This is a genomic window from Klebsiella sp. 54, from assembly GCF_018223875.1.
In the GTDB taxonomy this organism is placed as follows: domain Bacteria; phylum Pseudomonadota; class Gammaproteobacteria; order Enterobacterales; family Enterobacteriaceae; genus Klebsiella; species Klebsiella quasipneumoniae.
Window position 1 is genome coordinate 344863 of record NZ_JAGRRA010000002.1, and the last position, 13361, is coordinate 358223.

Genomic DNA, 13361 nt, shown 5'->3' on the forward strand with positions numbered 1-13361 from the left:
GTCCGGCGGGGCTGCCTGGCTTTTTATTGTGATCCTCTTCGCAGGTGGGGCATTTGCCTGGCGATCTTCTTTTTGTAATCGATTACTTTTGTTTGGAGCTATTTTGTAATCGATTACTTTTCTGAGGGCGAGCAACATGGTCACAACAACAGAAGGTCGGGAAAGTGTCCGCGTGAGCCACCGTTTTCTGGTGCCGCGGCTGTCGTTAATGATGTTTATGCAGTTCTTTATCTGGGGCAGCTGGTCGGTGACCCTGGGGCTGGTGATGACCCGCTATGAGATGTCATTGCTGATCGGCGATGCGTTCTCCGCCGGGCCGATCGCCTCCATCCTGTCCCCCTTTGTGCTAGGGATGCTGGTGGATCGCTTTTTCGCCTCGCAGAAGGTGATGGCGGTGATGCACCTGGCCGGGGCGGCGATCCTGTGGTTTGTCCCCCAGGCGCTGGTGGCGCAGAATGGCGCGCTGCTGATTGGCCTGCTGTTCGGCTATACGCTGTGCTATATGCCGACCCTGGCGCTGACCAACAATATCGCCTTCCACAGCCTGGCTAACGTCGATAAAACCTTTCCGGTGGTCCGCGTGTTCGGCACCATCGGCTGGATTATCGCCGGGATCTGCATCGGGGTGACCGGCATCTCTGACACCACCGGCATCTTCACCGTGGCGGCGCTCTGTTCGGTGGCGCTGGCGATCTACAGCCTGACGCTGCCCCACACCCCGGCGCCGGCCAAAGGCATGCCGGTTCAGTTTCGCGATCTGCTGTGCGCGGACGCCTTCTCGCTGCTGAAAACCCGCCATTTCCTGATTTTCTCCCTCTGCGCCACCTTAATTTCCGTGCCGTTAGGCACCTATTACGCCTATACCGCGTCGTATCTGGCGGATGCCGGCGTTAAGGATGTCAGCACCGCGATGTCCTTCGGCCAGATGTCAGAGATCGTCTTTATGCTGGTGATCCCGCTGCTGTTCCGTCGCCTCGGGGTGAAATACATGCTGCTTATCGGCATGGCGGCGTGGTTTGTTCGCTATGCCTTTTTCGCCCTCGGGGTCAGCGAAGAGGGGCGCTTCCTGCTCTATCTGGGTATTTTGCTGCACGGCGTGTGCTATGACTTTTTCTTTGTCGTCGGCTTTATCTACACCGACCGCGTGGCGGGCGAGAAGGTCAAAGGCCAGGCGCAGAGCATGATTGTGATGTTCACCTACGGGATCGGCATGCTGCTGGGCTCGCAGATCTCCGGCGCGCTGTATAACCATCTGGTGGCCGGCCAGAGCGTGCCGCAGGCCTGGGTGACCTTCTGGTGGATCCCGGCGGTGGCCGCCGCGGTTATCGCGCTGATTTTCCTTTTCTCTTTCCAGTACAACGAGAAAGAGCCGCACTAATTTTACAGGAGGGGGTATGAAAACGATCAAGGGACCGGGCATTTTTCTGGCGCAGTTTATCGGCCCGCAGGCGCCGTTCAACACCCTGGCGGGGATGGCGCAGTGGGCCGCCGGCCTGGGGTACAAGGCATTGCAGATCCCCTGCAACCACCCGGCGATTTTCGATGTCGAGCGGGCGGCGGCGAGCCAGACCTACTGCGACGAGGTCCGCGGCACCCTGGCGGAGCATGGGCTGGTCATCAGCGAGCTGTCCACTCATCTTGAAGGACAGCTGGTGGCGGTGCATCCGGCGTATGACGCGGCGTTTGACGCCTTCGCCCCGGCGGCGCTGCACGGCGATCCGCAGGCGCGCCAGCGCTGGGCGGTGGAGAAAGTGCGCCAGGCGGCGGTGGCCTCCGGCCGCCTGGGGCTGCAGGCGCATGCGACCTTTTCCGGGGCGCTGGCATGGCCCTTTTTTTATCCGTGGCCGCCGCATAATCAGTCGCTTCTGGATGAGGCCTTTGCCGAGCTGGCCCGGCGCTGGCGGCCGCTGCTGGACCTCTTCGACGAGCAGGGGGTCGATGTCTGCTACGAGATCCACCCCGGCGAAGACCTGCACGATGGCGTGACCTTTGAGCGTTTTCTCGCGCGGGTGGATAACCATCCGCGCTGCAATATGCTCTATGACCCGAGCCACCTGCATCTGCAGCAAATGGATTACCTGACCTATATCGATATCTATCATGCGCGTATTAAAGCGTTTCACGTCAAGGACGCCGAATTTCGCCGCAACGGGCGCAATGGCGTCTACGGCGGCTATCAGCCCTGGCAGCAGCGGGCTGGCCGTTTCCGCTCTCCCGGCGACGGGCAGATCGACTTCAAAGGGGTGTTCAGTAAGCTGACCGAATATGATTTTGACGGCTGGGCGGTGCTGGAGTGGGAGTGCTGCCTGAAGGATGCCGAGACCGGCGCGCGCGAGGGCAGCGAGTTTATTCGTCGCCATATCATTCCCGTTGCCGGACGGGCCTTCGATGACTTTGCCGCCGGTGGGAGGGAATAACATGATTCAGGTTGCGATTATTGGGGCTGGGTTTATTGGCCCGGCGCATCTGGAGGCGCTGCGGCGGCTGGGGGATATCGAGGTGGTGGCGCTGTGCGACAGCAGCCTTGAGGCGGCGCAGCGCAAGGCGCAAGCGTTGAATATTGCCCATGCCTACGACAGCGTGGCAGCGCTGCTGGCCCATCCGGGGCTGCAGGTGGTGCATAACTGTACGCCGAACCATCTGCATGCCCAGATTAACCGGCAGATCCTCGCCGCCGGGCTGCACGTCTTCTCCGAAAAACCGCTGTGTATGACGGCGGAGGAGGCGCGGGAGCTGGTGACGCTTGCCGCCCGGGCCGGCGTGGTGCATGGCGTCAGCTTCGTCTATCGCCAGTTCGCCATGGTCCAGCAGGCGGCGGCGATGATCCGCCATGGCGAGGTCGGCAGGATCTTCGCGGCGCACGGCAGCTATTTACAGGACTGGATGCTGCTGGAGACCGATTACAACTGGCGGGTTGATTCGGCGCAGGGCGGCGCATCGCGGACGGTGGCTGACATCGGCTCCCACTGGTGCGATACCGTGCAGTTTATGACCGGTCGGCGGATTGTCGAGGTGATGGCGGATCTGTCTATCGTCTGGCCGACGCGTAAAGCGCCGGTCAATGGCAAAGCGACCTTCAGCGCCGTTCACGAGGCGCAGGGATATGAAACCCGGCCTGTCGATACCGAGGACTTTGGCTCGGTGCTGTTGCGTTTTGACGATGGCAGCAAAGGCAGCTTTATGGTTTCTCAGGTGAGCGCCGGGCGGAAAAACCGTCTGGCGGTGGAGGTTAACGGCAGCCGCTGTTCTCTGGCCTGGGATCAGGAAGTGCCCCAGCGGCTGTGGATCGGCCACCGCGAGCAGCCGGATCGGCGGCTCAGCGACGACCCCAGCCTGCTGTGGCCGGAGATCGCTGACAGCGCCCATTACCCCGGCGGCCATATTGAGGGCTGGCCGGACGCCTTTAAGAATATGATGGGGCATTTTTATCAGGCGGTGCGCGCCGGGAAGATGCCGGAGGCCGGGGCCCGACGCTTCGCCGCTTTCGACGACGGCGCCGATGTGATGTACATCATCGAGGCGATCGTCAAAAGCCATCAGCAGCAGCGCTGGGTGAGCGTCGAACGCTGAGGGCGGGGGAGCGAAGGATTATTTCACCCCAAGATAGCCGTCGAGATAGGCACCGGAGAGTTCGTTGCCGAACAGGACGGCATCTTTATTTTCCATTGCATTATCCCATTTGTCGCTGGCGTTGCCGGTAAAGGCGTGCTCGGTGCGGGTGCCCTGCGCCGCCTGCTGTTTGATGGCCTCCGCGGTGCGGCGGGCGTCGCTTTCGCTCATGCCAGCGGCTTTATCCTGCTGGCCGCGGGCGTACATCGCCGTGAAGGTCGGCAGGTTTAAACGGTAATTTTCCTGACGGTTGACGGTGAAGTTGCCGCCGACAAAATCGGAGCGGTGGGCGACGAACGCGTAGGCGTGGCGTTCCGGTGACGATTTTGACGAGGTGCAGCCGGTGATCGTTGCCAGGGCACAGCTGAGGGCGAGAATCGCGGTGGAGAGCCTCATGGGGATATCATCCTTAATCATAAAAGAACAAATGGGGCACAGGCGGTCTGTTGCGCCTCCTGCGCTAATGAGAATATGAAACGGCAAAAGGATGCGCGTTATCGGGGCGGGAGAGAAGCCCTGATTATTAATAGTGTCCCGAGACGCCGTCTCACTGAGCCACGCTTTCGCGCCAGGCTGGCAGGCCAACCAGAGCTCATTTATGATAGCCTGCAGGATCCACCTCTATCGCAGGAAGTGCAGGGTTTATGTCTATTCAGAAAATTGCTCGTCTGGCCGGCGTTTCGGTGGCCACGGTGTCGCGGGTGCTGAACAACAGCGATACGGTAAAAGCCAAAAACCGTGAGCGCGTGCTGCAGGCGATCAAAGAGAGCAACTATCAGCCGAACCTGCTGGCGCGTCAGCTGCGAACCGCCCGCAGCAATATGATCCTGGTGATGGTCTCCAATATCGCTAACCCTTTTTGCGCCGAGGTGGTGAAAGGGATAGAAGAAGAGGCGGAGAAGAACGGCTACCGCATTCTGCTGTGTAATTCCGGGTCGGATCTGGCCCGCTCGACCTCGGGCCTGCAGCTGCTCTCCGGCAAAATGGTCGACGGCATTATTACCATGAACGCGCTCTCCAGCCTGCCGGAACTGACCACCATGATTGGCGATGCGCCCTGGGTGCAGTGTGCGGAGTATGCCGATACCGGCAGCATCTCCTGCGTCGGGATTAACGACGTCGAGGCGGCTCAGGGGGCGGTGTCCCGGCTGGCCGACGGCGGCCGCCGTCGCATCGCGCTCATTAATCACGACCTCAGCTATCGCTACGCCCGCCTGCGCGAGCGCGGCTATAAAAGCGTGCTGCACGTGCACGGTCTGGCGTATCAGCAGGTGACCTACGCGCAGGATCTTAGCGCGGCGGCCGGTAAACGGGCGATGGAGCAGCTGCTGTCGCAAGACGAGAAGCCCGACGCGGTGTTTGCCGTTTCGGACTCCCTTGCCGCCGGGGCGCTGCGGGCAATTGACCAGGCTGGACTGCGGGTGCCGGAGGATATCGCGGTGATCGGCTTCGACGGCACCGAGCTGGCGGAAGTGGTCTCCCCGCAGCTGACCACCGTTGAACAGCCCTCCCGGGCGATCGGCCGCACGGCGGTGGATCTGTTAATGAAACGCATCGACGATCCCGACGCTGCCGTTGAGCGGGTGATGATGGACTGGCGCGTGATAGCCCGCGCCAGCGCCTGAGGTCAGCGGGAGAAGGCGCCCGCCAGCGCGCGAATGTCGTTGCCGGTGGGCGTCTGATGAATGCGTAAGCCAAACTCCTCCACCACGGCGAAGACATGGTCGAAAATATCCGCCTGGATCCCCTCATACTCCGCCCACACCACGGTGTTGGTGAAGCAATAGATCTCGATCGGCAAGCCGTTGGCATCCGGCGCCAGCTGGCGCACCATCAGGGTCATATCCTGGCGGATGCGTGGATGATGACGTAAATACTCCTGCAGATAGGCACGGAAGGTGCCGACATTGGTCATTCGCCGCTCATTGAGAACCGACTGTTCCCCGGCATACTGCTGGTTCCAGGCGCTAATTTCCTCGTGGCGCGAATCCATATAGGGTTTAAGCAACTTCGCCCGGATCAAGCGCTGCTGCTCCTGTTCATCGAGGAAATGAATGCTGGTGGTGTCGATGTTGAGGCTGCGCTTAATGCGGCGGCCGCCGGAGGCCGACATGCCGCTCCAGTTTTTAAACGAGTCGGAGACCAGCGACCAGGTCGGAATGGTGGTGATGGTATTATCCCAGTTACGTACCTTGACCGTAGTGAGGCCGATATCGATCACCGCGCCGTCGGCGCCGTATTTCGGCATCTCCAGCCAGTCGCCAAGCTTGAGCATATCGTTGGCCGAGAGCTGGATACCGGCCACCAGGCCAAGGATCGGATCTTTAAATACCAGCATGAGCACCGCGGCCATGGCGCCGAGCCCGCTAATCAGGATCGCTGGCGACTGGCCTATCAGCAGGGAAATAATCAGGATGCCGATAATAATCGCCGTCACCAGCTTAATTCCCTGGAATATCCCCTTCAGCGGCAGCTGAGAGGCGGCGGGAAATTTCTGCGCCAGCTTTAAGATCACATCCAGCAGTGAGAAGAAGGACAGCATGGCATATATCATCACCCATAGCTGAGCCACGGTGGTTAATATTTCCGCGGCCTCGCTGCCTTTTTGCAGCCACAGCACCGCCTGCACGTTGACGATGATCCCCTGCAGGGTAAAGGCCAGTCGGTGAAAGAGTTTATTCTGCGTGATGATTTGCAGCCACAGATGGCTGCTGGCCAATGCCCGTTTTTCAAAAGCGCGAAGCACCACTTTATGCAATATCAGATGCACGACGACGGCGGTGAACAAGATAATGCCGAAGATAATCATCAGCGAGCGGGTGGGAGTTATTTCGATTCCTAAGGCGGCAATTTGCGATATTAATTCCTGCATAACGTCTCCTGAATATCCAGCGGGTATGATGACCGCTGGATAACGATTATGCAAATCACCGCCGCCGGTATTACGACGCTACCGTCGCCGGCTGTCGGTTGAGATGATGACGCAGCCACAGCGCGATGGCCCCCAGCAATAGCATCATAGCCACCTCGACCAGCAGAAAATCAATCAGCGCCTGCGGATAGTTTCCGCCGCCGCGACGGGCCAGCGCCAGGAACAGCGAGCCGAGGATAGCCGGCCCAAGGCCGAGAGTCGCCTGCTGCAGGGTACTGAGGATGGCGCTCCCGGCCCCGGCGTCGCTGGCGCTGATATCGCGCATACCAATCCGGTAAAAGCTGTTGACGATCAGCGCCTGGCCGTAGCCGATCAGCGCCGTGGCGGGGACCAGCGTCAGGGCGGTGGTGGCGATCCCGAAGCGGGAGAAGGTGGCGCACAGCAGCAGTAGACCGGCGATCTGCACCGCCAGACCGGTCAGCAGGATCCGCCCCATGCTGTAGCGGGCGATAAGCCGCGGGGCATACAGCGCCGAAATAAAATAGGCCACGCCGAGGGCGATAAAGCTATTGCCGGACTGCCACGGCGCCATCCCCAGCCCCTCCTGCATGGTCAGCGCCATGCAGAACATAAAGCCGGACCAGGCGCTGAAAAACAGCAGGGCGATGGCCATCCCGAAGCGGATGCTGGTCAACTGCAGCAGACGCGGCGGCAGCAGGGGATGATCGCCACGCTGCTGCTGGCGCAGGGCGCTCTGACGCATGGCGAACAGCAGCGGCAGGACCGCCACCAGCATCAGCTGCAGCCACAGCGGCCAGCGCAGCTCCGGACCGAGGGCCATCGGGAACAGCAGGCAGCAGAGGATGAGGGCGAGGTACAGCGTGCCCTGCCAGTCAATCCGCGACGGCGTCTCACGACGGGTTTCCGGCACATAGCGGCGGCTCAGGGCCAGCACCAGCAGGCAGATCGGCACATTGATAAAAAAGGCGTTGCGCCAGCCCAGTCCGGCGATGTCCGCCGATACCAGCCAGCCGCCGCCCATCTGTCCGACAATAAAGGCGATCCCGCCGATCCCGCCGTACAGGCTGATAGCCCGGGCGTGGGCCGGGCCTTTGAGGGTGACGTGCAGGGTGGCGAGGATCTGCGGCACAATCAGCGCCGCCCCGGCGCCCTGCAGAGTGCGGGCGGCCAGCAGGGCGCTGATGCTGTTCGCTATGCCGCACAGCAGGGAAGCAATGCCAAAGAGCGCGACGCCCCACATAAACAGGCGCCGGCGGCCATAGTTATCGCCAAGCTTACTGCCCATCGCCAGGCAGACGGCAAAGGCGACACCGTAGAGCGCGACGATAAGTTCCAGCTGCGTGGCGCTGGCCGCCAGGGTATGGGTGATGGCGTCCAGCGCCACATTGGTGATCGAGGTATCAATAAGCGGCAGCATCTGGCCGCCCAGCAGCAGCAACAGACCGGCGCGGCCGGGTGAAACAGCAGACGTTTTCATGGGAATCTCCATTGCGTCATTCAGCAGACCGACGTAGCATTACCGATAAATTAAACGGGTACCAGTTCCTGTCTATACTGGTACTGGAACTACCATGCTGGAGGGGTGATGACCACGATGCCGCAACGGGAGTCGACGTTCGCCGTGCCGGACGATCGGCGCAAACAGCTGGGGGCGTTTCTGCGCGCCCGCCGTGAAAGCCTCGATCCGCAGCGCCTGGGGTTACCCCGGGTGGGCCGCCGACGCACGCCGGGTCTGCGCCGGGAAGAGGTGGCGATGCTCGCCGACGTCGGCGTTACCTGGTACACCTGGCTGGAGCAGGGGCGGGAGGTGAATCCGTCGGAGGCAGTGCTGGTGGGGGTGGCGAATGCCCTGCAGTGCAGTCCGCTGGAGACCCGGCATCTGTTCGTGCTCGCCGGGCTGACCCCGCCGGAAGCCACCCAGGTGACGGCGTGCGAAGGCATTAGCCCCGGCACCCGCCGCATGCTGGACAGCCTGATGCCGCAGCCGGCCAGCATTCAAAAACCGAACTTTGATATTGTGGCCTGGAACGACAGCTTCTGCCGCCTGATGGGTGTCGATTTCGCCACCCTTGCGGAAGAAGATCGCAACTGCATTTATCTGTATCTGACCCATGAGACCTGGCGCAGCCGGATTGAAAATCGCGATGTGCTGCCGACTTTTGTCTCCTATTTCCGCGCCGCGATGGCCGAGCACCGTGGCGATCCGGCATGGGAAAACAAACTGGCGCGCTTTTTCGCCGCCTCGTCGGAGTTTGAAGCGCTGTGGCATCAGCGCTACGAGGTGCGCGGCGTGGAAAACCAGATTAAACATTTTAACCACCCGCAGCTCGGGCGATTCAGCCTGCAGCAGATGTACTGGTATTCGGCGCCGCGCAATGGTTCGCGTCTGCTGGTCTACCTGCCGATGGACGAGGCGGGCGAGCAGGCGCTGGCGTGGCTGGACCAACATTCATGACAAGGACTCAGATGGTTGAGAATGTGCCATCTTCGGGTATTGCCCGGCTGGGCTGCTGGACGGTTCCCTCTCCCTCCGGGAGAGGGGCAGGGTGAGGGAAAGCACTGCAGGGAAGTCTTTTATGTTATCTGCGACTTCAGCGCACATTGCGCTCCCGGTTAGTCTTCTGCGTTATATCTCTCATGACGCAGGGAGCGCACAGGGGGCGGCCAGTCGCCGCCGCCCCCTGTACCCCCGGGCTCCGGCCAGCAACATCGCCACTTCGTGGTGCCTTCGACTTATCCCTGCAGGCTTCGGGTCGGGCCGAGGCAGCGTCCATGCAAAACACGGCCCTCAGCCCGCATCCATGCGGGCTGCCCCGGCCTGCCGGGAACGTCTCAGCGATGTTGAGGCCGCCAGCACCGGCAGTTTCAGCAGCCCCAGGACCCGCGGTGATTTGGGTTTGTAGGCCGGGTAAGGCGTACGCCGCCACCCGGCAAAAAGGCGAGCATATTAGCGAAAACAGGTTTGTCATCAGTCTCAAGGAATGCCTATGAACGTAACCCGAAAAGAGCAGCGCATTATTCAGCGCGCGCTGAATGCCTGGCAGGCCAGCGGGGAGTTAACCCCGGCGGACAGTCAGCGGCTGGCGCACACGCTGCGCGTCTCCCCCTTCGACTGGCGGCGCCTGAGCCGCTATGCCTTCTGGACCGCGCTGGCCTGCGTGCTGATTGCTCTGGGCAGTCTGTTTGCCGACAGCGAACTGGTGGCGTGGCTGCTGAGCCTGTTCAGCCACTCGGCGCTGACGCGGATCCTGCTGCCTGCACTGCTGGCAGTCGCCTGCTACGGCTGGGGTTTTCGCCGCCAGCAGCGGGAGACGCAGTGGCACTACAGCACCGAGGCGATTTTGTTTCTGGGCGTCGTCTTTACCGCGTTGGCGCTATGGCAGTTGGGTGAACGGCTGGATAACGGCAGCGGCCATATCGCGCCGCTGTTTCTGGCCGGATGCATGATTTACGGCGCTATCGGCTATGTAGCCCGCTCCGGGCTGGTGTGGCTTTTTTTTCTGCTGGCGCTGGGCAACTGGTTTGGCGCAGAAACCGGCTATGTCTCGGGGTGGGGCGCCTACTGGCTGGGCATGAACTACCCGATTCGCTTCGTCCTGTTCGGCGGCGCGCTGCTGGCGCTCTGCTACGGCGCGCAGTCCTTGCTTCGCCAGCGTCAGCTGTTTACCGTCAGCAAGGCGATGGGCCTCACGTACCTGTTTATTGCGCTGTGGATCCTGTCGATTTTCGGCAATTACGACGCTGACAGCTGGTACAACGTAAGCCAGGCGCGACTCCTGCCGTGGGGGCTGCTGTTTGCCGCGGCGGCCGGCGTCTGCATTTTTATCAGCCTGAAAACCGATGACGCCATGCTGCGCGGCTTTGGGTTAACCTTCCTGGCGATCAATCTCTATACCCGCTTCTTTGAGTTTTTCTGGAACGGGATGCACAAAGTGCTGTTTTTCTTGATCCTTGCCGTCTCGCTGGCGGTGATTGGCCGCTATGCCGAGCGCATCTGGCACGCGGGGAACGTTAAGCCATGAAAAATTAAGCGCTTTTAAAGAAGTGTGGCTGACGGCAGCGACGTCCTGCGCGAATTGTCGTATAAGCGAATTTTACGCTTTTGACAGGGGAGCGAGATGAACAAGGAGTCGATTTTTCGCCAGCTAGAACAACGGATCGCCGGGCGAGCGCTGACGGCGGAAGCGCTGGGCGAGTTTAACGCTATGGCCATTGCCGATAGCTTGAAGCAAAAACGCAGCATCATCAGCCATCATCTGAATAATCTCCATCGCGAGCAGCGGGTGGTCAAAGTGAATGGTCGCCCGGTGCTGTTTTTACCCGTTACCGTTCTGCGCGATCATCACCGCCTGGCGGTTCGGCACGGCGAATACGCCTCCATTCAGGCGCTGTGCGCGGAGCGTCAGGATAGTCTGGCGCAGCTGATTGGCGCGCAGGGCAGCCTGCAGGAAGCATTGCGCCAGTGCAAGGCTGCCATCAGCTACCCTGGCGCAGGTCTGCCGCTGCTGCTGCGGGGCCCTACTGGCACCGGGAAAAGTTTTCTAGCTCGCCAGCTCTGGCACTACGCAATAGATGAAGGCATTTTACCTGCCGATGCGCCTTTTACCGTATTTAACTGCGCCGAGTACGCGAATAATCCAGAACTACTGACCTCGAAGTTATTTGGTCATGCGAAGGGGGCCTTTACCGGCGCCGATAAAGCCGTTCCTGGTCTTATCGAGACCAGCAACGGTGGGGTGTTGTTTATCGATGAGGTTCATCGGCTGCCGCCCGAAGGTCAGGAAAAGCTGTTTCATTTTATGGATAACGGTAGCTGGCGCCGGCTGGGGGAGAGCACCGATGAGCGCAGCGCCACGGTGCGGCTAATTTTTGCTTCAACCGAGGATCTGGAAAAACACTTCCTGGCGACCTTTATTCGCCGTATTCCGGTCATTGTAAAAATTCTGCCGATCGCTGAACGCGGCCAATTCGAGCGGCTGGCGTTTATCCACCACTTTTTCCGCCGTGAAGCCCAGCGTTTGAACCACGATCTGGCGCTGGATGGCGAAATCGTCAGCCAGCTCATGCGTGAAACGCTTGAAGGAAATGTCGGTGGGCTGGAAAATTTGATTCGCAATATTTGCGCCAGCGCCTGGACATTTGGCGAACGTGATAGCGGTCTTTTACACATAAAAGCGGGTTTGCTGCCCGACCGATTACTGGCGGATGCGCCTTTTTCCCTTCAGCAAAATAGCGAGCGGGTTATGATTTACCGCGATGGCGACGCGCAGCCTCTTTTTTCTGGTCGTCACCATGAATACCAACGGCTAACGGAAAATATTTGTAGCCTGTGCGAGGAGTTGGCTCAGGATAATATTAGCGTGCGGACCTTTGAAAAGCTTATTTATCAGAACGTGACGCTCTATCTTGATGCGCTGATGAATCAGGAGAGTACGGTCTCTCTGCAGGACAAACGGCTGCGCTTTATTGAAGATGTGGGCAAAGCAATCGCTGTCAATTATGACCTTCAGCTAAATGTCGAATTCGCTTATCTTACCGGCCGCTACCTCACCAGCCTCCCTCTGGCGCCGCGTAGCGTTGCTGAGCCCGTGCGTCTGGTGATGCAGCGCTGGCTGGACTCCTCGGCGGGGCTGGCGCAGCGTATCGCAGAGAAACTACTGGATGTCGTCAATAATAAATACGATCTGCTCATCGATACGCTTGACCGCCTGGCGGTTGCCGCTATCGTCAGCAATGCGATTGATGCGACCAGCGGCGGAAAAGTGAAAGCGCTGATAATCGCCCACGGTTATTCGACCGCCAGCAGCATTGCCGGCGTTGCCAACCGCCTGATTGGCGAGAAGATCTACCAGGCCATGGATATGCCGATGGAGGTGGCGTTTAACGATGTCAGTCGCGCCGTGGTTGATTATCTCCAGCATACGGACACGCGTGCGGGTGTGATGGTGCTTATTGATATGGGCTACACCAAGGAGATTGCCGATGCGCTTTTGTCGGTGATTCACGGCCCGCTGGTGGTGGTGGATAACGTCACGACCCGCATGGCGCTGAACGTTGCCAGCGAGATCGCGCTGGGAAAAAACATCGAACAAATCGCCGAAGAGATCGTGCCGCTTAATCAGTCGCGTTGGGATGTGTTCTGGCCCGCAGAAAAAAAAGAGCGTGCGCTGCTGGTGACCTGTATTACAGGTATCGGTACCGCATTTAAATTTAAAAATCTGATGGAGAAGAGCCTGCTCAACGATTTTGATATTAACATCATCGCCTGCGAGTATACGCGCTTAAAAAACAGTCGTACGGCGGTATCGTTGCTCCACCAGTATGAAGTTATTGCGGTCGTGGGTACCCACGACCCGCAGCTGGCCGGAGTGCCCTGGGTTGGCATTGAGGAACTACTTGGCGAGCAGGGGCATCGACATCTGAGTCAGCTCTTAAGTGGCTATCTTAATGAAAAGCAAATTGCGCTGATTAATAAAAATATGGTTCGTGAGTTTTCGCTGCATAACGTTGTCAACTCTCTGACGATACTGAATGCCGGAAAAACCATGGGCCATATCGAAACCATTATCGCTGAGTGGCAAAATACGCTTGGTTTTCATTTTAATAATAACTTAATTATCAGTTTATATGTGCATCTCAGCTGTATGATTGAGCGTCTGGTAATGCGTAATGAAATTAGCCATTATAAAGATCTTGAGCAATTTACCCGCCAGCATGGCGAATTTATTGCCATGGTGAATCACTCGTTCCAGCGCCTGAAAATACTCTATAACGTGGCGCTACCGGTAGCGGAAATTGGCTATATTCACGATATTTTTGAATTACGTATTGAAGATTTTAGCTGGTAATTCTCAACGCA

10 protein-coding genes are annotated in these 13361 nt (G+C 59.3%); 7 read left to right on the forward strand and 3 right to left on the reverse strand.

Going from position 1 to position 13361, the window contains the following annotated elements; all coding sequences use genetic code 11:
• Positions 1 to 172: 172 nt before the first annotated feature.
• Genes KHQ24_RS03345 through KHQ24_RS03355 form a run of 3 tightly spaced genes read left to right on the forward strand, consistent with a single transcriptional unit; the run spans position 173 to position 3570 of the window.
• Entirely contained in the window at positions 173 to 1378 is a 1206-nt protein-coding gene (locus tag KHQ24_RS03345; protein ID WP_164727430.1) for an MFS transporter, read from the forward strand.
• A 16-nt stretch (positions 1379 to 1394) separates the two neighbouring features.
• Positions 1395 to 2417, forward strand: a complete 1023-nt coding sequence (locus KHQ24_RS03350) for a sugar phosphate isomerase/epimerase family protein (protein WP_004202459.1) — start codon at positions 1395 to 1397, stop codon at positions 2415 to 2417.
• 1 nt (position 2418) lies between these two features.
• Entirely contained in the window at positions 2419 to 3570 is a 1152-nt protein-coding gene (locus KHQ24_RS03355; protein WP_211777120.1) for a Gfo/Idh/MocA family protein, read from the forward strand.
• A gap of 18 nt (positions 3571 to 3588) precedes the next feature.
• On the opposite strand, the gene KHQ24_RS03360 is transcribed toward KHQ24_RS03355, so the two are convergent.
• The gene (locus tag KHQ24_RS03360; protein WP_004202462.1) at positions 3589 to 4005 is read right to left on the reverse strand and encodes an Exc2 family lipoprotein; all 417 of its coding nucleotides are present in this window, start codon (positions 4003 to 4005) and stop codon (positions 3589 to 3591) included.
• Positions 4006 to 4253: 248 nt separating this feature from the next.
• Here KHQ24_RS03360 and KHQ24_RS03365 point away from each other — a divergent pair, with 248 nt between their 5' ends.
• Positions 4254 to 5234: a LacI family DNA-binding transcriptional regulator gene (locus KHQ24_RS03365; RefSeq protein WP_017900840.1), complete on the forward strand. Its 981-nt coding sequence runs from the start codon at positions 4254 to 4256 to the stop codon at positions 5232 to 5234.
• A gap of 2 nt (positions 5235 to 5236) precedes the next feature.
• On the opposite strand, the gene KHQ24_RS03370 is transcribed toward KHQ24_RS03365, so the two are convergent.
• Together KHQ24_RS03370 and KHQ24_RS03375 are read right to left on the reverse strand one after the other, a co-directional pair.
• Positions 5237 to 6481, reverse strand: a complete 1245-nt coding sequence (locus KHQ24_RS03370) for a mechanosensitive ion channel family protein (protein WP_004202471.1) — start codon at positions 6479 to 6481, stop codon at positions 5237 to 5239.
• Positions 6482 to 6551: 70 nt separating this feature from the next.
• A complete protein-coding gene (locus tag KHQ24_RS03375; RefSeq protein WP_004202473.1) occupies positions 6552 to 7979 on the reverse strand; it encodes an MFS transporter in 1428 nt (475 codons plus the stop codon).
• A 108-nt stretch (positions 7980 to 8087) separates the two neighbouring features.
• Between KHQ24_RS03375 and KHQ24_RS03380 the strand changes: the two genes are divergently transcribed.
• The 3 genes from KHQ24_RS03380 to KHQ24_RS03390 all read left to right on the forward strand — a co-directional run bounded on the left by KHQ24_RS03380 (position 8088) and on the right by KHQ24_RS03390 (position 13350).
• Positions 8088 to 8957: a helix-turn-helix transcriptional regulator gene (locus KHQ24_RS03380; RefSeq protein ID WP_017900842.1), complete on the forward strand. Its 870-nt coding sequence runs from the start codon at positions 8088 to 8090 to the stop codon at positions 8955 to 8957.
• Positions 8958 to 9489: 532 nt separating this feature from the next.
• A complete protein-coding gene (locus KHQ24_RS03385) occupies positions 9490 to 10524 on the forward strand; it encodes a hypothetical protein (RefSeq protein WP_049004319.1) in 1035 nt (344 codons plus the stop codon).
• 96 nt (positions 10525 to 10620) lie between these two features.
• On the forward strand, positions 10621 to 13350 hold the full coding sequence (locus tag KHQ24_RS03390) for a sigma 54-interacting transcriptional regulator (RefSeq protein ID WP_008805532.1): 2730 nt from the start codon (positions 10621 to 10623) through the stop codon (positions 13348 to 13350).
• Positions 13351 to 13361: the final 11 nt, after the last annotated feature.